The sequence below is a fragment of the Rosenbergiella gaditana genome (assembly GCF_018494065.1).
Lineage (GTDB): Bacteria > Pseudomonadota > Gammaproteobacteria > Enterobacterales > Enterobacteriaceae > Rosenbergiella > Rosenbergiella gaditana.
In genome coordinates this window covers 32,730-56,403 of the sequence record NZ_JABBFR010000008.1, presented here as the reverse complement: position 1 = coordinate 56,403, position 23,674 = coordinate 32,730, and the positions used below count along the sequence as shown (strand labels likewise).

The window sequence follows — 23,674 nt, the reverse complement described above, 5'->3', positions numbered from 1 at the left end:
ATGCCACACTAATGATTACGTCGAGTAACCGAAAAAGCCGCCAACCGAGTAGATTTCATACAAAAAAAACGGGCCTGCTGAACGGAGAGTAATCAGCATGGCCCGTCTGGTATTACGGTGTTGACCGTAATAATTATATTAAGCGAGGACGAAATTTTTCAGTTTAAACGCCTGCGGAATCTCAGCTTCACTTTCAAAAGTTGTCCACTCAAAGGCTTCTTGATTGGCTAAAACCGCTTGTAGCAATTTATTGTTTAGGCCGTGACCAGATTTGTATGCAGAGAACGCCCCCACCATATTGTGGCCACACATAAACAAGTCACCGATCGCGTCTAACATTTTGTGACGGACAAACTCGTCGTCAAAACGCAAACCTTCTTCGTTTAAGACCCGAAAGTCATCCAATCCGATCGCACAGTCAAGACTTCCGCCCAGGCACAGGCCACGAGACTGTAGTTGTTCGATGTCGCGCATGAACCCGAAGGTACGTGCGCGGCTGATCTGACGGATAAACGCTTCAGTAGAAAAATTCAGTCGATAGTTCTGAGAACTCGAGTCAATCGCTGGATGCTTAAAGTCGATAGTGAAATCCAGTGAGAAGCCATTATAAGGCTTCACTTCGGCCCACTTATCGCCATCTTCGACACGCACTGCTTGCTTAACGCGTAAGAATTTCTTCGCGCTATTCAGCTCCTCGACACCTGCATCTAATAACAGGTAAACGAAAGGTGCTGCACTGCCATCCATAATAGGAATTTCAGGCGCATCGACTTCAATAATGATGTTATCAATCCCTAATCCAGCAAGAGCTGAGTTAAGGTGCTCGACTGTAGAGATACGGATCCCTTGGTCGTTGATAAGGCAAGTACTGAGCATCGTGTCGCGCACAAATTTGGCATCAGCCGGGAAATCAACCGGTGGATTCAGGTCAGTGCGGCGATAGATGACCCCAGTATTTGCTGGCGCAGGCCGCAGGTTCAGCGTCACTTTCTTGCCGGTATGTAAACCGACCCCAGTGGCCTGAACAATACGTTTTAATGTCCTTTGTTTGATCATCGTATCAATCTCGCAAAATTACTATTTCCAAACGGGAATATACCCCATAAACGGACGTAGACTTTAGCACAAAAAGCGGTTATCGCCAATTTTCAGTAATATCTTAATCTGCTTGCTTACGTAAGAACGCAGGAATATCGAGATAATCTGGCTCTTTATTCGGCTGTGAACTTGGCTCGTTGACCACTTTCGCCGCAGGTTTGTTCTCTTGCGGTAACGGAGTCAAACCGTGTTGCTGGTAACGATGATCGACCACAGGTTGTGAGTTGTTTTTGTTAGTAACTAGAGTGATTTCTGGACGTTTGTCCATACCAATACCCGTTGCAACAACGGTCACACGTAGCTCATCGTTCATTTCAGGGTCAAGAGAAGTACCAATTACCACTGTTGCGTTATCTGAAGCAAAGGCACGGATGGTATTACCAACTGTTTCGAACTCGTCAAGGCGTAGATCAAAACCAGCAGTGATGTTAACCAGCACGCCACGTGCGCCAGAAAGATCGATATCTTCTAACAGTGGGCTCGAAATAGCCATTTCAGCGGCTTCTTCAGCACGATCTTCACCGCATGCAATACCGGAACCCATCATGGCATAGCCCATTTCGGACATAACAGTACGCACGTCAGCAAAGTCGACGTTCATCAGACCAGGGCGAGTAATCAGCTCAGCAATACCCTGTACTGCGCCTTTTAGTACGTCATTCGCCGCGCCGAAAGCATCCAGTAAAGAGATACCACGACCCAATACTTTAAGCAGCTTGTCATTGGGAATAGTGATTAAGGAGTCAACATGCTTAGACAGTTCAGCGATACCTTGTTCAGCAAAAGCCATACGCTTTTTGCCTTCAAAGTTAAACGGTTTAGTGACCACAGCAACGGTTAAAATTCCGAGGTCTTTAGCCACTTCAGCAACGACAGGTGCTGCACCCGTACCGGTACCACCGCCCATACCTGCTGCGATAAACACCATGTCCGCGCCATCTAATGCTGCACGTAATGCTTCGCGGTCTTCTTCTGCTGAATTACGTCCAACTTCTGGGTTAGCACCCGCCCCTAATCCTTTAGTAATGTTATTACCAATTTGGATTGTTTGGCCGACTGCTGTTTTACGTAATGCTTGCGCATCTGTGTTCACTGCGAAGAACTCAACACCTTCAATACGCTCACGTACCATGTGTTCGACAGCATTACCACCACCACCACCGACGCCGATGACTTTAATCACCGCATCGTTGGTTAATTCCATAGGTTCAAACATGATTACTCTCCGTTATGTGCCTGTTGCCAGAGGATCACTCAGTAAGCTTAGGATGATCCTCTTTAATCAAAATTAAAACTCTTTTTTTAACCAACTGTTAAATTTTTTGAACCAAGTACTGACAGGTGAGTGCTTTGATGACTCTGCCTCGTCCCCCAAATGGGACTCTTTGCCATAATGTAAGAGACCCACTACCGTAGAGTAATAAGCCTCTTGCGCGTAATCCGTTAAACCTGTGATGTTTAACGGTTGGCCAATTCTTACTTGGGTATGGAATACTCGCTGCGCGCACGCGGCCAAGCCTTCAATCTGTGCAGCGCCTCCGGTCAGAACTATTCCCGCCGCTAAATGGTGCTTAACCCCTTGCTGACGTAATTGCTCTTGTAGCTCAAGAATCTCGTCATTGACCAGATTCAGTAATTCAGTGTAACGCGGTTCAATCACTTCCGCTAAAGTTTGGCGCTGTAAGCTACGAGGCGGTCTTCCCCCCACACTCGGTACTTCAACATTTTCGTCTTTACCTACAATAGACCCTAAAGCACAACCGTGGCGAACTTTAATCGCTTCAGCATCCGTTGGGGGCGTACCAAACGCATAGGCAATATCACTGGTCACAACGTTACCTGCATAAGGTATCACTTTAGTGTGACGTAACGCACCACCAGTATAGACTGCCATATCCATGGTGCCGCCGCCAATATCGACGACACAGACGCCAAGCTCACGTTCATCTTCGGTAAGCACCGCATAACTTGACGCTAGGCCCGCAAAAATCAGTTGGTCAACTTTCAGTCCACAGCGTTCGACTGCTTTAACAATATTTTTCGCCATATCGTTATGGCAAGTGATCAGATGTACTTTAGCATGCATCCTTACCCCAGATAAGCCGACAGGGTTTTTAATCCCTTCTTGATAGTCAATGGCATATTCTTGCGGGATAACGTGCAGTATACGATGTTCGTCTCGAACCCGTACCGACTTTGCCGTATGAACCACATTCTCTACATCATCCTGGGTTACTTCCTCTTCCGAAATCGGAACCATCCCGATTTCGTTCTGGCAACTAATATGTTTGCCCGATAACGAGAGGTAAACAGATGAGATTTGGCAATCTGCCATCAACTCTGCTTGGTCAATTGCCCGTTGTACGCATTTTACAACTGACTCAAGATCATTAACACCACCTTTATCCATTCCACGAGAAGGGCAGCTACCAACCCCAATAATATTGACCATACCATCGGGCAGAATTTCCCCTACCAGGGCAGCAACCTTAGCGGTGCCAATCTCTAGTCCTACTACCAGTTTTCTGTCCGTTGCCTTGATCATTGTTGTTTAGCCTGTGCCTGATTTTGTTGCTGATTACCTGCTTGCGTGTCTACGGGTACGGGGCCCCATCCAACTGCGGCGCCCGAATCGTAACGAAGATCGACATAGCTGATAGTCTTATTATCAGCCTGTGCCTGTTTAACGAGTTCTGGATAAAGGGTGATAAAACGTTGTAACCGCTTATCGTCCTCCCCTCTTCCTAATTCAATTCTCATACCATCATTGGTGATAAGCTGCCAAGAATGACGCTCGGTCATCGCAATGGCTTTCAATGTTAAGTGTACCGTATGCAGTTTAGTTGCCATTTGGTAGAAAGCTGCCATGACCTCTTTCTCGCTCCCTTCTGGACCATTAAGTAATGGAATATCTTGTTTGGGAGCCCCTTGATGAAAAGGAAGTGTGAATGAGATACCTGACGCATCCACCACATGCTGATCATTCCACCTTGCTACGGGAACATATTCAACCAGATGAATCTTTAATTCATCTGGCCATTGCTTACGCACGCTGACTTGTTTAATCCACGGCAACCTTTCAAGCTGTTGCTGAATAATGTCGACGTTTTGCGACATAAAGGTCCCCGGTGGACCTAATGAGAGTATCGCTTGGCGAACATCATCATTAGAGGTATAGCGCTTTTCACCTGTTACCACGAGCTTTGAAAGGGGTAAGCGCGAGACATCATCCATCCAATTGACGACCGCTATTCCACCAAACACGATGGTACCAACGACCATCAGAAGAAAAACGACGCCAAAAAGACGAGTGCCATTACTCCGACCAGAGCGTAAACGTTTTTGCGTTTCTTTATTTTTCGTATTCAGTGCAGCCTGAGACATATCAGTCTGTTTACTCCAGAATCTGTTGGACAAGCAGCGTGATATCGTTTGCTGCTTGCTTGGCTGCCATTGGGATCAAATTTTGCTGGGTCATGATAAGAACAGTATTCACCTTATCGAACTTAAAATAACCTTTGCTGCCCCACCTGTTATTCACTTTTGCCCTTCCTTGGCAGCCAATGGTTGGTCATGCTGACCATGCTAAATTACGCTAATGGTGATCTTCGCGAACAATCCGTCCTGAAGAACAAAAATATCGTTTCTCATCAGAAAGATATTTTGCATTATAATCATAAAAATTATTAATAGTCTGAATCTGTATTGATGGCAATATTTTGTCACTAATTATTGCAAACAACTCTTTATTACCGCTTAAAAAACCGTCAATAAGTGGGTTTTCATCGTCAGCCGCCATCGGAATGATGGCTTGAGCTAATCAATACCCCACCTCAATGTCCCCCCTCATTAACGGCTTTAATTAATAAAAGGTTGATAGGGGGATGAGTCACCCTGTTTTCGTAGTGGCTAAGGTTATGGCTAGCCCCATCAGGTATCGATTCCAGCGACTTAGATACACTTTAGCTTAAAATAAGTATACTCCCCCTAAAACAATGGAAGCTGCTTGACTTAACACATTGTCTCCTTGATCTCTCGCTATCTTTTAGTCCTTAGCCTGAGCCGCTGGCGCTACCCAGTTTTCGGCTAACTGTCGGGCAACACGTCCTACCGTACCAGCACCTTGTAAGAGCACAAGGTCATTGCCGCTTAGTGTGGGTGCGAGGAACTCCAGCAATCCATCTTGGTCAGTCACAAGAATAGGATCAACTTTACCGCGAGAACGGACAGATCGACACAGTGCACGGCTATCTGCCCCAGCAATGGGTGTTTCGCCTGCAGAATAGACATCCAACATCAACAATACATCAACATTCGATAGAACATTGGCGAAATCGTCAAATAAGTCGCGAGTTCTCGTATAGCGATGAGGTTGAAATACCATCACTAACTTTTTATCTGGCCAACCCGCTCGTGCCGCTTTAATGGTTGCATCCACCTCGGTCGGGTGATGACCATAATCATCCACCAACATTGCGCTACCGCTGATACCGCTAACGGAATCCGTAGCAAACTCTCCCAATACATCAAAGCGACGTCCGGTCCCTTGGAAACTCTCCAAAGCAGCTAGGATATCGTCGTCGTCGATACCTTCCTCAGTTGCCACAGCAATAGCTGCTGCCGCGTTAAGGGCATTATGGCGACCAGGCGCGTTTAAGGTGACCATCACCTCGGGTTTATCTTGTCGATAGACGGTGAAGCGACCCGTTGCGCCCTGTTGCTGATAATCGGCAATCCTAACGTCAGCATCGTCACTGAAGCCGTATGTGGTTACTTGACGTCCCACCTCAGGCAATAATCCACGAATCACCTCATCATCAACACATAACACCGCACGACCATAAAAAGGGAGATTGTGTAAAAAGTTAATGAATGTCTGTTTTAAATTCTCAAAGTCACCTTGGTAGGTATCCATATGGTCAGCTTCGATATTCGTCACTATTGCTACCATCGGTTGTAAATGCAGGAAGGAGGCATCACTTTCATCCGCTTCCGCAATCAAGTAACGACTACTTCCTAGACGCGCATGAGTACCTGCCGCTTTAACTAACCCACCATTAACAAAAGTCGGATCAAGTCCACCTTCGGCATAAATACTGGAAACCATTGCTGTCGTCGTCGTTTTACCGTGTGTCCCGGCAACTGCGATCCCATGACGAAAACGCATGAGTTCCGCGAGCATCTCAGCACGTCGAATAACCGGAATACGAGATTCTCTTGCCGCAACTAATTCTGGGTTATCTTCGGCAATAGCACTGGAAACCACTACAACACTGACACCCTGAATATTTTCTGGACTATGGTTGAAATAAATCGTCGCGCCAAGGCCAGTCAGGTGTTTAGTTACCGCGTTAGGTGCCAAATCAGACCCACTAATTTGATACCCTTCATTGGCCAACACTTCAGCAATACCGCCCATACCTGCGCCACCAATCCCAACAAAATGGATGTGCTTAACACGTCTCATTTCTGGCACGATAGAGCGTAACTTTGCTAATTGTTGAGTATTCATGAATAACTTCTTACCTATAACTTACAAGAGATGAAAGCTTCATCCCTAAATTAATGAGCGACAATATGTTTGATTGCTTGTGCAACGCGTTGTGTAGAGTCCGGAACAGCCGTAGTCTGCGCATTCACGGCATTGCTCAATAACGTTTCACGATCCCACTTTTGCAAACAATCTATCACTGCTTGTGCAGTAAAATGGGGCTGTTCCAAGATAACTGCTGCCCCCGCCTTCTCTAGCGATAATGCATTCCAATATTGTTGACGGTCTTTATGCGGGAATGGGACAAAAATAGCCGCGACACCTGCCGCCGCTATTTCGCTAACCGTTAGGGCTCCCGAACGACAAACCACCACATCAGCCCAAGCATACGCCTCTGCCACATCATCAATAAATTCAGTAATCTTATGATGGCACACACCGCGTTGCCAATAATCTTGCTCAACTCCCGCTTGATTACCTTTACCGGTTTGATGCCAAAGCGTAATTTTATCACCTAACACTTGCGCGACGTCGGGCAGTTGCTGATTAAGAATGCGTGCCCCTTGACTGCCACCCATCACTAATACTCTTAATGGCCCTTCCCTGCCCACAAATCGAGCAGTCGGCGACGGTAATGCTAAGACATCTTTGCGCACTGGGTTGCCCACTATCTCTGCATGGGGAAAAGCACCGGGGAAAGCTTGCATCACTTTACGCGCAATTTTCGACAGCCATTGGTTCGTCAGGCCTGCTATCCCATTTTGTTCATGCAGTACGACGGGAACACCACAACTCCAGGCCGCTAAGCCACCAGGCCCAGAGACATAGCCCCCCATTCCCAATACGATATCGGGTTGCCACTGCTTAATAATTTTTCGGGCTTGTCGCCATGCTGAAAAGATCCGCCAAGGTGCTTGTAAAAGAGCTTTAACACCTTTACCACGCAATCCATTGATTTTAATGAAATCGATAGCGATACCATGTTTAGGCACTAAGTCGGCTTCCATTCTGTCAGCCGTCCCCAACCAACGCACTTCCCAGCCTTCTTCCATTAATTGATGGGCCACCGCTAGGCCTGGAAAAACGTGTCCTCCCGTACCACCGGCCATGACCATCAGTTTTTTGCTACTCATCGATTACCTCGAGTTACCGCATGGGCTTTCGCTAAGCGCGTTTCAAAATCGATACGCAAAAGTAGGACTATTGCCGTAGACATAATAATTAAGCTCGACCCGCCGTAACTAATAAGCGGTAATGTCAGACCTTTGGTTGGCAACATACCGGCCGCTGCGCCAACGTTAACTAAAGCTTGAAAACTGAACCACACGCCTATCGCACAAGCCAAAAAGCCGGCAAAACGTTGGTCAAGCTCCAAGGCTCTACGCCCAATAGACATCGCACGAAATGCCACAAAGAATACCATCAATAGCGCGAGAACCACACCAAAATAGCCAAGTTCTTCGCCTATAATCGCAAAGATAAAGTCGGTATGCGCCTCAGGAAGATATTCGAGTTTCTGTACTGAATTTCCGAGGCCCTGTCCCCAAAACTCGCCACGACCGAACGCCATAAGGGATTGCGTTAATTGGTAACCACTGCCAAAGGGATCGGCCCATGGATTGCTAAAGGAGGTTACGCGACGCATCCGGTATGGCTCGACCATGATCAGCAGGACAACCGAGAACAATCCACAACCAATGATCGCAAGGAACTGCCACAGCTTAGCACCGGCTAAAAACAACATCGCCAAAGTGGTCACGAACAGTACAATTACCGTTCCTAAATCCGGCTGTGCCAAGAGCAGCACCGCTAAAATAACCATCACTCCCATGGGTTTTAAAAATCCCCAGAGATTACTTCTCACTTCCTCCACCTTACGGACCAGATAACTGGCGAGGTAACAAAAAAGCGAAAGTTTGGAGAATTCTGCCGGCTGAATACGTAATGGTCCTAAGGCAATCCACCGTGAAGCACCATTTACCGAGCTACCCACTACCAATACCACGAGGAGCATCACCACAGAGATCAGCAGCATGACATTACTGTACTTTTGCCAAAATGACATTGGTAAACGCAAGGTAACTAACGAAATGGCGAAACCGAGTCCCAGATAAAAGGCATCGCGTTTGGCAAAATAAAACGGATCATCGTTCATACGCTGCCCGATGGGCACCGACGCCGACGTCACCATGACAAAACCGATGATGGCTAGCCCAAAGGTCAGCCATAATAAGGTCCGGTCGTAAAGAACCACCGTGGAAGCATCACTCTCCCGTGATCCCATTACCCAATTTTGTATCCGTTCTGAAAGCGCAGCAATGCCGCGCCCTAAGAGCCTCAGACCCGGGATATGCATTAGCCCAACTCCTTCGCTAGCGCCGCAAACCGTTCGCCACGCTGTTCATAATTTTTAAATTGATCAAGACTGGCACAGGCGGGCGAGAGTAACACTACATCCCCTTTTTTCACCTGTTGGCTGATCGCGTGCATTGCGTCCTCGAGTGTGTCGACGTTAACTGATATATCAGGGCGTAGTGCGTATAACAATTCCGCATCTCGGCCAAAGCAGTAAACCTTTATCTTGTCACCTTGTAGTAATCGCTCAAGAGGTGAAAAATCGGCAGACTTCCCATCCCCACCTAGGAGCAACCACAATGTTCCTTGGCACTGCAGTCCCTTTAAGGCCGCTTCTGTACTGCCAACATTGGTGGCTTTCGAATCGTTGATCCACTCGACACCCGCATTACGATGAACCAATTGATAACGATGCGGTAGTCCGGCAAAGGTAGTTAATGCTTTTAAACAACTGGCACGCGGCACGCCAACAGCCTCTGCAAGCGCTAAAGCGGCTAACGCATTCGTCAGGTTATGTTGTCCGGTCAGGTGCATTTCGTCGCTATTGAGGACTTTTTCACCCTTGGCACGTAACCAGGTTTGGCCTTGCTGCTGATTGAGATGATAATCACCAAAAGTCACCCCAAAACTAATGCAGCGGCGATCAACGCCTCGAATTGGCATAGTCATCGCATCATCAACATTAACGATACAGTGCTTGGCATGCTCGTAAATGCGTAATTTTGCCGCACGATATTGCTGAAAACCAAGTGGGTAACGATCCATATGGTCTTCTGTTACGTTTAAAATAGTTGCCGCCGTCGCTTGGAGGCTATGGGTGGTTTCTAGCTGAAAGCTCGACAATTCGAGCACATACAGCTGAATATGGGGGTTCAACAACGATAATACAGGCAGCCCAATATTCCCTCCCACCGCTGTTTGCCAGCCCGCGGCACGGGACATTTCTCCCACCAAGCTGGTCACAGTACTTTTACCGTTCGAGCCGGTAATCGCAACGATAGGGGCTTGTGCTTCGCGACAAAATAATTCGATATCGCCAACGATCTCTATACCCTCTGCCGCCGCAGCACTGATCGCAGGGTGTGACAGCGCGACACCAGGGCTTAGGACAATTAAGTCAGCAGCTAATAACCATTGCTGATTAATCTCCCCGATCCAGCGCTCAACCTGTTCAGGCAATTTATCGATACCAGGAGGATTGTTACGGGAGTCAATAACCTTAGGCACAACGCCTCGCGCCAAGAAAAACTCAACGCAAGAAAGTCCAGTAATACCTAAACCGACGATAACAATCTTTCTACCTTGGTAATCTGCCATGATTAACGTACCTTAAGGGTGGCGAGACCGATTAACACTAACATTAATGAAATGATCCAGAAGCGAACGATCACGCGCGGCTCCGGCCAACCTTTTAGCTCATAGTGGTGGTGGATAGGCGCCATCCGGAAGATACGCTGACCACGTAATTTGAATGACCCCACTTGTAAAATAACCGATAACGTTTCGACTACAAACACACCGCCCATAATGACCAGTAAAAACTCTTGGCGTAGCAATACGGCAATAGTTCCTAATGCCCCACCCAGCGCTAAAGAACCGACATCGCCCATAAAAACTTGTGCTGGGTAAGTGTTAAACCAGAGAAAACCGAGCCCTGCCCCAACAATCGCCGTGCAGACAATGACCAGCTCACCCGCATGGCGTAGATAAGGAATATGCAGATAGTCAGCGAAATTCACATTTCCCGTCGCCCAGGCGACAAGTCCAAAACCTGCCGCGACAAAAACGGTTGGCATAATGGCTAAACCGTCCAGTCCATCTGTAAGGTTGACGGCATTACTGGTGCCTACAATCACAAAGTAGGTCAAGAAGAGATAAAATAAGCCTAATTGCGGCATAATATCTTTGAAGAAAGGCACGACTAATTGTGTGGCTGGGGTATCTTTCCCAATAGCATAAAGAGCGAACGCCACACCCAGAGCAATCACCGATTGCCAGAAATATTTCCAGCGAGCAATTAAGCCTTTAGTATCTTTACGGACAACTTTGCGATAGTCGTCGACAAAACCGACTATCCCGTAGCCTACCAGCACCACCAACACACACCATACATAGGGGTTGGAAGGATAAGCCCACAACAGTACCGAAATAGTAATGGAGGTGAGGATCATAATCCCCCCCATGGTCGGGGTCCCCCGCTTACTAAAGTGTGACTCGGGCCCATCATTACGCACGACTTGCCCAATTTGTAATTTTTGAAGCCAAGCGATTAACCGTGGGCCCATCCACAATGAGATAAATAAAGCCGTTAATAAGCTGACAATGGCGCGAAACGTCAAATATGAGAAGACGTTAAATCCTGAATAAAATTTAGCCAGATGCTCGGCTAGCCAAACTAACATGCGTCTTTCTCCTGTAATTTCACAACTATTTCTTCCATTGCAGCACTGCGTGATCCTTTCACTAATAGCGTCACAACTTGATGTTCTTTAATTAATTCGCGTGCGCGTTCAGTCAACGCTGATTTTGTGGCAAAAACTTCCCCAACCTGGCTCTCTTGCGCGATCCATTGACTATATTCGCCAACCGTTAAGACTTTATCGATGCCAGCCTCATGCAGCGCTTTACCCACCTTACGGTGGCAAGATTCGGTATCACTTCCTAGTTCACCCATATCGCCAGCAATCATAATCCGATAGCCGGGCATCGTCGCTAACACCTGTGCCGCAGCGGTCATAGACCCAACGTTGGCGTTGTAGGAATCGTCAAGCAGCAATACCGACTCAGACAATTTGACTGGATAAAGTCTTCCAGGTACTGCAGTTAACGTCGCGAGGCCTTGTTTTATGGCCTGTAATGACGCCCCCACCGATTGAGAGAGTGCCGCGGCGGCAAGCGCATTAGCAATATTGTGCTGGCCGGGTAAGGGGAGAATAACCTCACACTCGCCGTGAGGCGTATGTAAGCAAAAGATCGTCCCTTCTGCCGTTACCTTGATTTGCGTTGCGTAGTAGTCATCCCTGTCCTGCTCAGCAGCAGAAAAGGTCATGACCTGTTTATCTGCCAGTGCCGGTTGCCAGTTATGTCGGTCATTACTTTCAGCATTAAGAATAGCAATGCCATGCGGCGGTAGGCCTTGGAAAATTTCGCCCTTCGCTTTGGCAACACCTTCTATCGAACCGAACCCTTCTAAGTGAGCAGCGGCTAAATTATTCACCAGCGCCACGTCTGGCTTCACTAAATGGGTGGTGTAAGCAATTTCACCTTGGTGGTTTGCCCCCATCTCAATCACCGCAAAACGGTGCTCAGGTGTAAGACGTAAGAGGGTCATTGGCACACCGAAATCGTTATTCAAATTCCCCGCGGTATAGAGTGTTTCACCACACTGTTTCAACATCGCAGCAGTCATCTCTTTCACCGAAGTTTTTCCCGATGAACCAGTCAATCCAACAACTTTGGCGGGAACCTGTTGGCGTACCCACGCGCCAATTTTCCCGAAGGCGATGCGCGTATCCTCAACCACTATTTGCGTAACGGGAATATCTAAACGACGGCTCACCAGTAATGCACTGGCGCCGGCACTGATTGCTTGATCCGCGAACTGGTGCGCATCAAACCGCTCACCGAGCAATGCCACGAATAAGCTACCTTCAACAACTTCACGGGTATCAGTGGTGATATGACACAGAGTCACTTCTGCTCCAACCTGTTCACCCTCAGTGATCAGCGCTAGTTGTTCACTCGTTACTGGGATCATGCCATCATTCCTAATAGAGTTGCGACCGTCTCGCGGTCTGAGTAGTCGAGTCGCTGATGGCCAATGATCTGATAATCTTCATGCCCTTTTCCAGCGATCAATACCATGTCTTGTTCTGTAGTCTGTTGTAATACCTTGATGATCGCCTGTGCTCGGCCAGCGATCACTTGCGCACGGCTAGCATCGATCAATCCGGCCAGAATATCACGGGTGATGGACGCAGGATTTTCGCTGCGTGGATTATCGTCGGTAATGACTACATGATCGGCAAACTCTTCCGCGATCGCCCCCATTAATGGACGTTTACCTCTGTCTCGATCCCCTCCGCAGCCAAATATGCACCAGAGTTGCCCTTGACAATGGCGACGCGCTGCCTCTAAAGCCTTCTGTAGGGCATCTGGCGTGTGAGCATAATCCACCACTGCGACAGCATGCCCTGCTTTTTTAAACACTTCCATCCGGCCACAGACAGGAGAAAGTTGAGAGGCCGTAGCGATTAATTGCTCTAGGGGGTACCCCAGCGCCAACAGCGTCGCCAAGGCTAACAATACATTACTGACATTAAACTCCCCCATTAACGCGCTGACGCATTGACCCGATCCCCAAGCAGAATCGAATTGTATGCATACACCATGTTCACGGTAGGTGATCGCGGTTGCACTCAACCAAAGACCATGGCGTTGCGAAAGGCTTAATCCACGAACACTCACGGCAACAGAATCAGTCAGTTGCTTTAGCCATTGCTGACCCGTCTCATCATCGGCGTTGATGACGCTTACGCCAACCTGATGTTCAGTAAATAACGATAACTTTGCTGCTGCATAACTTTCCATATCACCGTGATAATCAAGGTGATCACGACTTAAGTTAGTAAAGATAGCCGCTGAAAAGGGTAGCGCCGCCACACGATGCTGCACTAAGCCATGGGAAGAAATTTCCATGGCGGTCAAGCTGGCATGCTGTGCGGAAAATTCCGCTAGCGTTTTCTGCACGTCAATGGCTGAGCCGGTAGTATTTTCGCTCTCAATCAGCTGTCCATAAAGGCCGTTGCCGACAGTTCCCATGACTGCGCTTGACTCACCGAGTAAAGCGACCCACTGCGCCAGTAGTTGCGTGATCGTCGTTTTGCCATTGGTTCCAGTGACCCCAACAATATGCATGTTGTCGAGGGGACGCGCATAAAAGCGCCCAGCCAAGGCTGATAAGCGCTCAGATAATTGTGCAAGATAGATAATGGGTACACCGTCGAGCGTGCGTATTTCACCATCCTTCGCGACATCTTGTGCATCGGCGACCACGGCCGTAACCCCTTGAGCTATGGCCTGTGAGATATATTGACGTCCATCGACACTGTGACCGACGACGGCAACAAATAGATCGCCCGCTTGAGCATTACGGCTATCAAGTGTCATCTCCTTAAGCGCTTGTTGAGGAGCATTAGGTACCCAAGGTGCTAACACCTCTTGTAGGTTACGATCGGTCACTTGATCCCTCATTCGTTGTCGTAAGTTCTTTGTTTTCTGTTACCAGCGCATCTGGCTCAACATTCATCGTGCGTAACACACCGCCCATGATGGCACCGAAGACGGGTGCAGAGACAGCGCCCCCATAATATTTCCCACCTTGTGGATCGTTAATCACCACAACTAAGGCAAATCGAGGGCGACTAGCCGGCGCAACCCCTGCGGTGTAAGCAATATATTTATTAACATAGTGACCATCAGGCCCAACTTTTTTTGCCGTACCGGTTTTGATCGCAATGCGATAACCTTTGATCGCCGCTTTAACACCGCCGCCGCCAGGTAAAGCCACGCTTTCCATCATATGGACTACCGTTTTTACCGTGGCTTCATCAAAAGCGCGCGTCCCCGCTACAGGCGGTGAAACCTTAGTGATCGATAGGGGGCGAGCAATTCCATAACTGCCTATGGTGGCATAGACTCGTGCCAGTTGTAGCGGCGTGACCATCAATCCATAGCCGAAGGAAAACGTTGCACGATCGATATCTGACCAACGCTGTTTATGCGGATAAATACCTTTGCTTTCGCCCACTAATCCGAGATTAGTCGGTTGACCCAATCCGAAGTGAGAATAGGTTTCAACCAGTGCAGAAGAAGGCATGGCGAGCGCCAGACGGGATACACCAACGTTACTCGACTTCTGTAAGACACCGGTTAAGGTCAATTCATTATAACGCGCAACATCTTTGATTTCATGACCATTAATCCGATAGGGTACAGTATTTAATACGCTACTTGGATGCACCACTCCCCGTTGTAGGGCCGTCATCACTACCATAGGTTTTACTGTCGAACCCGGTTCAAAAATATCGGTAATCGCGCGGTTGCGGATACTTTCACCTGGCGTATTACTAAGATTATTGGGGTTATAAGCCGGGCTGTTCGCCATCGCGAGGACTTCACCCGTATTAACGTCAACCAAGACGGCGGTTCCCGACTCCGCTTTATTAAACGCGACTGCATTATTCAGCTCGCGATAGACTTGCGCTTGCAGTCGCTCATCAATACTCAGGGTAAGATTATGCGCGACACGGCTATCGGTAGAGGAGATATCTTCAATCACCCGCCCTTGGCGATCTTTACGCACGATACGAGCGCCCGCTTTACCGGTTAGCCATTCATCAAAGCTTTTTTCAACGCCTTCAATACCTTTACCATCAATATTGGTAAAGCCAATCAAGTGAGCGACAACTTGCCCTGCAGGGTAGTAGCGACGCGATTCCCCACGTAAGTTAATCCCCGGTAGCTTTAATTTCTGAATATAACTGCTGACCGCCGGATTGACTTGGCGGGCGAGATAGACAAAGCGGCCTTTCGGGTTAGCATTAATCCGTGAAGAAAGTTGATCGAGGGACAGTGACAGCGCATCTGCTAAGGCCTTCCAACGGTTATCGTAACCAATTCCACCGTGAGCATTCACTTCTTTAGGATCCGCCCATATAGCACTTACGGGTACGCTGACGGCGAGCGGTCGACCATTTCGGTCGCTAATCATGCCCCGAGAACTCGGTACTGACTGAACGCGTAGTGAGCGCATATCGCCCTCTTTCACTAAACGCTCAGGTTTAACCACTTGCAGCCATGCCACACGAGAGAGCAGGCCGACTAACGCCAGCAGAATTCCGCCACATAACAATGCAAAACGCCAACGGATAAAATTGGCTTTGATTTCTTGCTTATTTGTTTTCAGCGTTTTTTTTGCGCCGGCCATCAGTTTTCTATTCCTATGGTTGAACCACAATATGTTCCTGAGAAGGGTCAACATGCTGCATATGGAGTTTTTCCACTGCTAAACGCTCAACACGGCTGTGATCACCTAAGGCATTCTCTTCGAGAATCAGATTTCGCCACTCGATATCTAATGAGTCTTTCTCTAACACCATCTGTTCACGTTGTGCGGTAAGCAGACGGGTCTTTTGAGTCGTAATCACAACCATGATCGAGGTAACTAGTACGCCGATGAGAAGAATTATGGGTAGTTTTCCATGCCGTAGTAAATCACCGCCAATGACGGCAGGTAGACTATGACGCTCATTATTGATCACGCCTCACTCCTTTCTGCGATGCGTAATACTGAGCTGCGCGCGCGCGGGTTTTCTGCTACTTCTGTAGGGCCTGGTACCGATTTACCCAGTGAACGAAGTTCTCTTCCACCCAGCGCCTGTATTTGCGCCTCGGTCATGGGAACACCCGCAGGGACTTGTACGCCTCGACTATGGGTACGCATAAAACGTTTTACCAAACGGTCTTCAAGGGAGTGAAAACTAATAATCGACAGCCGTCCTTGCGGGGCTAACGCCTTGATCGACGCACCTAATGCACGTTCAATCTCTTCTAACTCGCTATTAATCCAGATACGAATGGCTTGGAAACTGCGGGTTGCTGGATGCTTATGCTTATCCTTTACTGGCATCGCCGCGGCAATCACTTCTGCTAACTCTTTAGTCCGCGTCATCGGCGCTAAGCGGTTACGTTCCACGATGGCACGTGCAATACGTTTACCAAATTTCTCTTCACCATAGGTTTTGATCACAAAGGCAATATCTTCTTCTGCTGCGCGCATCAACCATTGCGCCGCAGATTCGCCTTGTGAAGGGTCCATCCGCATATCCAGAGGCCCATCGCGCATAAATGAAAATCCGCGTTCAGCATCATCGAGTTGCGGAGAAGAGACCCCCAAATCGAGCAATATACCATCAATTTTACCGACTAAATCTAATGATTCTACATAGTCGCCAAGCTGCGAAAAGGGGCCATGAATAATAGAGAAACGCGGATCATTAATCTGTTCGGCTGCGGCAATCGCTTGTGGGTCGCGATCAATGGCGATCAAACGCCCCTTTTCACCTAACTGGGAGAGGATTAATCGGGAGTGCCCTCCCCGGCCAAAAGTACCATCGATATAGATACCCTCTGGCTGAATATTTAGCCCGTCGACGGCATCGTCGAGCAGTACGGTAGTATGTTTAAAATTGTTAGACGTCATTATAACGATAAGTCCTGCAAACGCTCAGATAATACACCCTGAGCATGTTGCTCAGCCTCAATGTCTTGCTTAACTTGGTCATACCAAGTCTGTTCGTCCCAAAGCTCAAATTTATTGTATTGGCCGACCAGCATAATGTGTTTAGTTAATGTGGCATGGGTGCGTAAAGGGGTTGTCAATAATAGTCGTCCCGCATTGTCAAGTTGCCCCTCCGTCGCGTGTCCGAGTAATAACCGCTGTATACGACGTTCTGATGGATTCATCGAAGACAAATTAGCAAGCTTATGCTCAATACGCTCCCATTCCGGCAAAGGATAGAGCAGTAAACAAGGCTGATGAATATCAATCGTGCAAACCATATTCCCTTCAGACTGTTCATAAAGTTGTTCACGATACCGCATTGGAATCGCAAATCTTCCTTTACTGTCTATATTTACAGGGTTGGCCCCACGGAACATGACATAACCTTATATTTGGAAAGAAATACCACTTTGCCCCACATTTTCCCACAAAGCGAGTTTACGGAGCGGAGGAAAAGCTTGTCAAGCGGCTTTGACTGTTGCCACGGAATATTTCCTGTTATTACGAGCTTTTTTTTAGTGAAAAATCGCTTTACTGAGAGGAAATTATGGTAACTCAATGAGTTAAAGCGGAAGAAACTCTACTGGTACAGAATAATCCATATTTGAATAGATACTTTGTCAATCACTACCGTCTAACCCACTTCGGCAAGAGATTATACAATAATTTTAACCATTGTACCGCGATTCATAGAGGATGGGTTGAGCGAACTAAAGCGCCCCGAGCATGCAGATGCCGACGAATAGTGGTAATTCCCAATTCGGGAAGGTTGGTCTGTTCAAGGGTTTTCAACACTAACGCCAACACACATTCAGCAATATCCTGGTGACGTTGACCCGCCGATAGAACGGGGCAGGCAAGAAAGTCTAACAATTCATGGTCTCCGAAGGTCGCAATTGACAGTGTCGAGGGGAGTTCGCCTAGCGTCGAGAGGCAGGCATCCATCACCCCTTGCAGTAAGCCGAACGAGGTGGTAAATATCGCGGCAGGTAAGCGATTCTGCTGCAGGTAGGCAGTAAATTGCTGTGCAGCATTTTGGCGGTCAAAGCTATCACTGTATAAAAATTGCGTTGGTCGCGAATCCCCCTGCCAAGCATCGCGAAACCCTTGCTCGCGTAGAAAACTGACTGAGAGCTCAGGTAATGCTCCAAAGAAGAGAATATTATCGATTGGCTGCTGACGCTGAGCATCGGCCAGCGCAAAAGCATCCTCGCGATCCGCCCCGACCACACTGCTGAACAATCGCTGGTCTAAAGGTCTATCCAAGGCGATAACGGGTAATTGGCGTTCTGCGCAATGTAGATAAAAGGGATGTTGTGCCGGTAATGAGGTTGAGACGATCAGGGCATCTATTTTTCGTTGTAATAAATGGTCAATACAGCGCATTTCGTTATCCGGTTGATCTTCCGAACACGCAATAAGTAGTTGGTAGCCCTGTTGACGAGCCTGGCGTTCAAGGTATTTCGCAATACGGGTATAACTGGTATTTTCCAGATCAGGAATAACTAACCCGATTGAGCGCGTTTTACCCGCTCGAAGACCGGCAGCCACGGCGTTGGGGTGATAGTTATGCTCTCGTACAACCGCCATCACTTTTTCGACGGTTTTCTCGCTAACCCGGTATTGCTTGGCCTTACCGTTGATAACATAGCTAGCAGTTGTTCTGGAAACCCCTGCCAGTCGTGCAATTTCGTCTAGTTTCACCCTTCCCTCACTCTTCATCCCCTTCAATACGCCCTCAGGTATCACGCATTGACGCCTCAAGACTATATACCCTATGAAGCGAGTAACAGGCAACTGGTGTGAGAGGGAAAGGCTTGAAAAGCCTTTCCCTTAGAAAAGGTTAACTGAGAGTTTTATCGCCACGAGAGATACCAATAACGCCCGAACGTACCACTTCGGCAATTTCGGTCACTGCACGAACTGCGGTTAAAAATGCATCGAGCTTTTCTGTGCTACCGACCAGTTGCACGGTATAAAAGCGAGGGCTGACATCGACAATCTGACCACGAAAAATATCGGCACAACGTTTGGTCTCTTCGCGGGCAGCGCCTTCAGCGATAATCTTTACAAGCATCACTTCACGTTCAACGAAAGCACTTTGCCCTAACTCATTGACCCGTAACACATCGACCAGCTTGTGGAGCTGCTTCTCAATCTGCTCCAACACCTTTTCATCACCGATGGTTTGGATAGTGATACGAGATAAAGTAGGGTCTTCAGTCGGTGCCACCGCAAGGCTTTCGATGTTGTACCCTCGCTGGGAAAATAGTCCGACCACTCTCGATAACGCCCCAGACTCATTTTCAAGTAATACTGACAATATCCGGCGCATTATTCACTCCTTTCCGTCTTGCTTAACCACATCTCATTCATCCCAGCCCCGCGAACCAACATTGGGTAAACATGCTCACTACCATCAACCATGACATCAACAAATACCAAGCGCCCTTCTGCAACCAAATCCAGAGCCTGTTGGAGCTTATCTTCCAATTCATCCGGTGACGTAATCGCAATCCCCACATGCCCATAAGCTTCAGCAATTTTGACGAAGTTCGGTAAAGATTCCATGTATGAATGTGAGTGACGCCCGGAATAGATCATATCTTGCCACTGCTTAACCATTCCTAAGTAACGGTTATTCAGGTTCAGGACCAAGATAGGTAAGCCATATTGCAACGCAGTAGATAACTCCTGAATATTCATTTGAATACTGCCATCCCCCGTCACACAGACCACTGTCTCTTCAGGTAAGCACAACTTCACTCCCAATGCCGCAGGTAAGCCAAAGCCCATCGTGCCGAGGCCACCGGAGTTGATCCAACGCCGTGATTGGTCGAAAGGATAATGTAACGCGGTAAACATTTGATGTTGGCCCACATCAGAGGCCACATACGCCTGTCCCTTGGTCAGCTTCCACAAGGTACGGATAGCGGCTTGGGGTTTGATTTTATCGCCCTCAGTTGAAAAACTGAGGCAATCACGCGCGCGCCATTGGTCGATTTTCGCCCACCACTCTGCGCTCAGCGTCTCAGAGATAGGTGGCGCGTTGTCGAGTAATTCCACCATCTGCTCCAACACATGGCGTGCATCACCGACGACAGGTACATCCGCATTAACGGTTTTCGAAATAGAGGCCGGGTCGATATCGATATGAATGACCGTGGCATCTGGGCAATACTTCGCAATGTTATTGGTCGTCCGATCATCAAAACGCACCCCTACCGCAAAAATAACGTCGGCGTTGTGCATGGTCATATTGGCTTCGTAGGTACCATGCATCCCCAACATACCTACGCTTTGTGGATGTGTTCCAGGGAAACAGCCTAACCCCATCAACGTCGTCGTGACCGGTAAATGAAGTTTTAGAGCCAAGGTTTTTAGAGCGGATTCTGCGTGGGCGGTAATAATGCCTCCGCCCGCATAAATGACTGCCTGTTTCGCCGCCAACAGGGTGCTCAATGCACGTTTGATCTGCCCTTTATGACCTTGTACCGTTGGATTGTAAGAGCGTAAACTCACGCTTTCTGGCCAGTGGTAAGGCAATTTCACTGCAGGATTAAGAATATCTTTAGGTAGGTCAATCACCACCGGGCCCGGGCGTCCCGTTGAGGCTAGCCAAAACGCTTTCTTAATCATTTCTGGAATATCTTCGGTGCGTTTTACCAGAAAACTGTGTTTAACGATCGGCCGCGAAATACCAATCATGTCGCATTCTTGGAAAGCATCGCTACCAATCAAGGATGAAGCAACTTGTCCAGAGAGGACGACCATTGGGATAGAATCCATGTATGCCGTGGCAATTCCTGTGATGGCATTGGTTGCGCCAGGTCCAGATGTTACTAATACCACTCCCGTTTCGCCCGTCGCACGCGCGACGGCGTCAGCCATGTGCACCGCTGCCTGTTCATGACGGACTAAGATATGGTCGACGCCACCTACAGTTTGAATGGCATCATAAATATCCAGCACCGCTCCACCGGGATAACCGAACACCTGTTTTACACCTTGATCAATCAGTGACTGAATGACCATTTCTGCTCCTGACAACATCTGCATTACTGCCTCCGGCTTCTCACTCACACAACTGATTACTTTCTCAGTGATAAGAAAATCTACGCTTATGACTCCCACTCACCCTAGGGGCCGATCATTTTATTTTTTACTGAGTGGGAAGTTTCTTACGTTAACATACCGCTTAAATTCGCGGCAGGGAAAATAAGTGAAAAATATTTACTGAAGAAATTAATAGAGAATTATTCTGGCATTTCATTCATCGGCCTAATAAAAAAACTAAGCAGAGACACAGAAATAGTTTGATACACTCCACTCTCCACAAAATAAAGAAAATGCATCATGGCGGGTAATGCGAATTATACTAAGCCAGCTATGTTGCATAAGGTTATTACAACGAACTAAATATCCAACTATTTTAAATTAAGCAGAATAATCATCTATTACAAACTCATTTATATGAAATTATTATATAAAAATCATTAAGTTATAATAACACCTAAAAACACGACCATCTTCTCGATTGACTCATCCAACCTAACTTACGGCGCGGTTATTTTTTCGTTGACAGGACAGATTAATTCACGTACCAATATAAGCACACACAGATTCTATAGGCTTTAATAATGATTCGTTTCACTTCTCACACAGACCTCCTCCTCCTCGCTAAATATCAGCGCGGTTGTTCTGTGGGCGAAAACGAATAAAGATTAAAGCCTGAAAGAACTGAAAAACCCGCGCCGAACAGCGCGGGTTTTTTTTATGCGCTAAGGCCATCAAATAAAAGAATTTAAGGAAGCAAATTATGAGCCAGCAAGTCATTATCTTCGATACAACGTTACGCGACGGTGAGCAAGCATTACAGGCAAGTTTAAGCGTGAAAGATAAATTACAGATCGCGCTGGCATTGGAACGGATGAAAATTGATGTAATGGAAGTCGGCTTCCCTGTCTCCTCTCCCGGTGATTTCGAATCTGTACAAACCATCGCGCGCACCATCAAAAATAGCCGAGTTTGCGCCCTAGCCCGCTGTGTTGAAAAAGATATTGATGCTGCATACGAATCCTTAAAAGTGGCTGAGGCTTTCCGTATTCATACTTTTTTAGCCACCTCCCCGATGCATATCGAAACAAAATTACGCTCGACGCTACCACAAGTGATTGAGCGTGCGGAGTATATGATTCGCCGTGCACGAAATTACACCGATGATGTTGAGTTCTCTTGCGAAGATGGTGGACGTACACCAATCGACGATTTGTGTCGTGTGGTAGAGGCGGCTATCAACGCCGGTGCACGCACCATTAATATTCCTGATACCGTCGGTTATACCTTGCCGCACGAATATGCCAATATCATCTCTTCACTAATTCAACGCGTGCCGAATATCGATAAAGCCATTTTATCGGTACACACCCACGATGATTTAGGTATGGCCGTCGGTAACGCGATGGCAGCAGTGACTGCAGGGGCTCGCCAAGTAGAAGGCACATTGAATGGATTAGGCGAGCGTGCGGGTAACTGCGCGTTAGAAGAAGTCATCATGGCGATTAAAACCCGCCATGCCATGATGAATGTGCATACCGGCATTAATCACCAAGAGATTTATCGTACTAGCCAAATTGTTAGCCAAATTTGTAATATGCCAATCCCCGCCAACAAAGCCGTGGTCGGCAGCAACGCCTTTGCCCACTCCTCGGGCATCCACCAAGATGGCGTCCTGAAAAACCGTGAGAACTACGAAATTTTAACCCCAGAATCGATCGGCTTACACCAAGTTCAATTGAACTTGACCTCACGTTCTGGACGCGCTGCGGTAAAACACCGGATGGCGGAAATGGGCTACCAAGAACAAGATTACAATTTAGATACCTTATATGAGGCATTCTTAAAGTTAGCCGATAAGAAAGGCCAAGTATTTGATTACGATTTAGAGGCGTTAGCTTTCATTAATAACCAAACCGATGAGAGCGATCACTTCGTGCTGCATGATTTTACGGTACAGTCAGGGGCAAGTATCACTGCTACCGCTTCAGTAAAATTAGCAATTGGAGCGGAGATCAAAGAAGAAGCCGCGACCGGTAACGGCCCTGTTGATGCCGTATACCAAGCAATCAATCGCATCTCAGGATTAGATATCGAGTTAGTCAATTATAAATTAACCGCCAAAGGCCAAGGGGAAAATGCACTGGGCCAAGTGGATATCGTCGTAAAATATAACGACCGGAAATTCCATGGGGTTGGCTTAGCCACCGACATCGTTGAGTCTTCCGCGAAGGCGATGGTGAATGCATTAAACACGATTTGGCGCGCACGTCAGGTCGAGCAAGAATTAAAGCGTAAGTCTCAGACTGAAATTAAGGAAACAGTGTAAT

21 protein-coding genes are annotated in these 23,674 nt (G+C 47.6%); 1 reads left to right on the top strand and 20 read right to left on the bottom strand.

The annotated features are described in order from the left end of the window. Positions 1 to 138: 138 nt before the first annotated feature. The 20 genes from lpxC to ilvI form a co-directional block, all read right to left on the bottom strand. A complete protein-coding gene (gene lpxC, locus HH682_RS07575; protein WP_214236979.1) occupies positions 139 to 1,056 on the bottom strand; it encodes a UDP-3-O-acyl-N-acetylglucosamine deacetylase in 918 nt (305 codons plus the stop codon). A gap of 103 nt (positions 1,057 to 1,159) precedes the next feature. Beyond that, a complete protein-coding gene (gene ftsZ, locus HH682_RS07570) occupies positions 1,160 to 2,314 on the bottom strand; it encodes a cell division protein FtsZ (RefSeq protein ID WP_092672178.1) in 1,155 nt (384 codons plus the stop codon). A 72-nt stretch (positions 2,315 to 2,386) separates the two neighbouring features. Next, entirely contained in the window at positions 2,387 to 3,643 is a 1,257-nt protein-coding gene (gene ftsA / locus HH682_RS07565) for a cell division protein FtsA (RefSeq protein WP_048911514.1), read from the bottom strand. Next, positions 3,640 to 4,482, bottom strand: a complete 843-nt coding sequence (ftsQ, locus tag HH682_RS07560; protein ID WP_214236978.1) for a cell division protein FtsQ — start codon at positions 4,480 to 4,482, stop codon at positions 3,640 to 3,642. The genes ftsA and ftsQ overlap by 4 nt, the downstream gene beginning before the upstream one ends. A gap of 10 nt (positions 4,483 to 4,492) precedes the next feature. Next, on the bottom strand, positions 4,493 to 4,639 hold the full coding sequence (locus HH682_RS07555) for a hypothetical protein (protein ID WP_214236977.1): 147 nt from the start codon (positions 4,637 to 4,639) through the stop codon (positions 4,493 to 4,495). Positions 4,640 to 4,693: 54 nt separating this feature from the next. Beyond that, entirely contained in the window at positions 4,694 to 4,897 is a 204-nt protein-coding gene (locus HH682_RS07550; protein WP_214236976.1) for a hypothetical protein, read from the bottom strand. 246 nt (positions 4,898 to 5,143) lie between these two features. Then, positions 5,144 to 6,610, bottom strand: coding sequence for a UDP-N-acetylmuramate--L-alanine ligase (murC, locus tag HH682_RS07545; protein ID WP_214236975.1), 1,467 nt, complete (start codon positions 6,608 to 6,610; stop codon positions 5,144 to 5,146). Positions 6,611 to 6,660: 50 nt separating this feature from the next. Further along, the gene (gene murG / locus HH682_RS07540) at positions 6,661 to 7,722 is read right to left on the bottom strand and encodes an undecaprenyldiphospho-muramoylpentapeptide beta-N-acetylglucosaminyltransferase (protein ID WP_214236974.1); all 1,062 of its coding nucleotides are present in this window, start codon (positions 7,720 to 7,722) and stop codon (positions 6,661 to 6,663) included. Then, positions 7,719 to 8,945 (bottom strand): cell division protein FtsW, encoded by a 1,227-nt coding sequence (gene ftsW, locus HH682_RS07535; protein ID WP_214236973.1) that lies wholly within the window; start codon positions 8,943 to 8,945, stop codon positions 7,719 to 7,721. Before ftsW ends, murG begins: the two co-directional genes overlap by 4 nt. Further along, a complete protein-coding gene (gene murD, locus HH682_RS07530) occupies positions 8,945 to 10,261 on the bottom strand; it encodes a UDP-N-acetylmuramoyl-L-alanine--D-glutamate ligase (protein ID WP_214236972.1) in 1,317 nt (438 codons plus the stop codon). Before murD ends, ftsW begins: the two co-directional genes overlap by 1 nt. 2 nt (positions 10,262 to 10,263) lie before the next feature. Further along, positions 10,264 to 11,346: a phospho-N-acetylmuramoyl-pentapeptide-transferase gene (gene mraY, locus HH682_RS07525; protein WP_214236971.1), complete on the bottom strand. Its 1,083-nt coding sequence runs from the start codon at positions 11,344 to 11,346 to the stop codon at positions 10,264 to 10,266. Then, positions 11,340 to 12,701 carry a UDP-N-acetylmuramoyl-tripeptide--D-alanyl-D-alanine ligase gene (gene murF, locus HH682_RS07520; RefSeq protein ID WP_214236970.1) on the bottom strand — a complete coding sequence of 454 codons (1,362 nt, stop codon included), beginning with the start codon at positions 12,699 to 12,701 and terminating at the stop codon, positions 11,340 to 11,342. Before murF ends, mraY begins: the two co-directional genes overlap by 7 nt. Then, a complete protein-coding gene (gene murE / locus HH682_RS07515; RefSeq protein WP_214236969.1) occupies positions 12,698 to 14,185 on the bottom strand; it encodes a UDP-N-acetylmuramoyl-L-alanyl-D-glutamate--2,6-diaminopimelate ligase in 1,488 nt (495 codons plus the stop codon). Before murE ends, murF begins: the two co-directional genes overlap by 4 nt. Continuing rightward, entirely contained in the window at positions 14,172 to 15,932 is a 1,761-nt protein-coding gene (ftsI, locus tag HH682_RS07510; RefSeq protein WP_214236968.1) for a peptidoglycan glycosyltransferase FtsI, read from the bottom strand. Before ftsI ends, murE begins: the two co-directional genes overlap by 14 nt. 13 nt (positions 15,933 to 15,945) lie before the next feature. After that, on the bottom strand, positions 15,946 to 16,266 hold the full coding sequence (gene ftsL / locus HH682_RS07505) for a cell division protein FtsL (RefSeq protein WP_214236967.1): 321 nt from the start codon (positions 16,264 to 16,266) through the stop codon (positions 15,946 to 15,948). After that, entirely contained in the window at positions 16,263 to 17,207 is a 945-nt protein-coding gene (rsmH, locus tag HH682_RS07500) for a 16S rRNA (cytosine(1402)-N(4))-methyltransferase RsmH (protein WP_214236966.1), read from the bottom strand. The genes ftsL and rsmH overlap by 4 nt, the downstream gene beginning before the upstream one ends. Further along, on the bottom strand, positions 17,207 to 17,665 hold the full coding sequence (gene mraZ, locus HH682_RS07495) for a division/cell wall cluster transcriptional repressor MraZ (protein ID WP_214236965.1): 459 nt from the start codon (positions 17,663 to 17,665) through the stop codon (positions 17,207 to 17,209). Before mraZ ends, rsmH begins: the two co-directional genes overlap by 1 nt. A 310-nt stretch (positions 17,666 to 17,975) precedes the next feature. Next, entirely contained in the window at positions 17,976 to 18,992 is a 1,017-nt protein-coding gene (cra, locus tag HH682_RS07490) for a catabolite repressor/activator (RefSeq protein ID WP_214236964.1), read from the bottom strand. A gap of 139 nt (positions 18,993 to 19,131) precedes the next feature. After that, positions 19,132 to 19,623 (bottom strand): acetolactate synthase small subunit, encoded by a 492-nt coding sequence (gene ilvN, locus HH682_RS07485; RefSeq protein WP_214236963.1) that lies wholly within the window; start codon positions 19,621 to 19,623, stop codon positions 19,132 to 19,134. Further along, complete coding sequence (gene ilvI / locus HH682_RS07480) at positions 19,623 to 21,347, bottom strand: acetolactate synthase 3 large subunit (protein ID WP_214236962.1); 1,725 nt, start codon at positions 21,345 to 21,347, stop codon at positions 19,623 to 19,625. The genes ilvN and ilvI overlap by 1 nt, the downstream gene beginning before the upstream one ends. A 760-nt stretch (positions 21,348 to 22,107) precedes the next feature. Here ilvI and leuA point away from each other — a divergent pair. Further along, a complete protein-coding gene (gene leuA, locus HH682_RS07475) occupies positions 22,108 to 23,673 on the top strand; it encodes a 2-isopropylmalate synthase (RefSeq protein WP_214236961.1) in 1,566 nt (521 codons plus the stop codon). Position 23,674 lies beyond the last annotated feature (1 nt).

Bases quoted from the DNA above. Each gene is read 5' to 3' on its own strand.
- ftsZ (WP_092672178.1), bottom strand. From the start codon at position 2,314: ATGTTTGAACCTATGGAATTAACCAACGATGCGGTGATTAAAGTCATC.
- lpxC (WP_214236979.1), bottom strand. From the start codon at position 1,056: ATGATCAAACAAAGGACATTAAAACGTATTGTTCAGGCCACTGGGGTC.
- murG (WP_214236974.1), bottom strand. From the start codon at position 7,722: ATGAGTAGCAAAAAACTGATGGTCATGGCCGGTGGTACGGGAGGACAC.
- ilvI (WP_214236962.1), bottom strand. From the start codon at position 21,347: ATGCAGATGTTGTCAGGAGCAGAAATGGTCATTCAGTCACTGATTGAT.
- HH682_RS07550 (WP_214236976.1), bottom strand. From the start codon at position 4,897: ATGGCGGCTGACGATGAAAACCCACTTATTGACGGTTTTTTAAGCGGT.
- murD (WP_214236972.1), bottom strand. From the start codon at position 10,261: ATGGCAGATTACCAAGGTAGAAAGATTGTTATCGTCGGTTTAGGTATT.
- ftsA (WP_048911514.1), bottom strand. From the start codon at position 3,643: ATGATCAAGGCAACGGACAGAAAACTGGTAGTAGGACTAGAGATTGGC.
- ilvN (WP_214236963.1), bottom strand. From the start codon at position 19,623: ATGCGCCGGATATTGTCAGTATTACTTGAAAATGAGTCTGGGGCGTTA.
- ftsI (WP_214236968.1), bottom strand. From the start codon at position 15,932: ATGGCCGGCGCAAAAAAAACGCTGAAAACAAATAAGCAAGAAATCAAA.
- murC (WP_214236975.1), bottom strand. From the start codon at position 6,610: ATGAATACTCAACAATTAGCAAAGTTACGCTCTATCGTGCCAGAAATG.
- ftsQ (WP_214236978.1), bottom strand. From the start codon at position 4,482: ATGTCTCAGGCTGCACTGAATACGAAAAATAAAGAAACGCAAAAACGT.
- murF (WP_214236970.1), bottom strand. From the start codon at position 12,701: ATGATCCCAGTAACGAGTGAACAACTAGCGCTGATCACTGAGGGTGAA.
- mraZ (WP_214236965.1), bottom strand. From the start codon at position 17,665: ATGTTCCGTGGGGCCAACCCTGTAAATATAGACAGTAAAGGAAGATTT.
- leuA (WP_214236961.1), top strand. From the start codon at position 22,108: ATGAGCCAGCAAGTCATTATCTTCGATACAACGTTACGCGACGGTGAG.
- mraY (WP_214236971.1), bottom strand. From the start codon at position 11,346: ATGTTAGTTTGGCTAGCCGAGCATCTGGCTAAATTTTATTCAGGATTT.
- rsmH (WP_214236966.1), bottom strand. From the start codon at position 17,207: ATGACGTCTAACAATTTTAAACATACTACCGTACTGCTCGACGATGCC.
- ftsW (WP_214236973.1), bottom strand. From the start codon at position 8,945: ATGCATATCCCGGGTCTGAGGCTCTTAGGGCGCGGCATTGCTGCGCTT.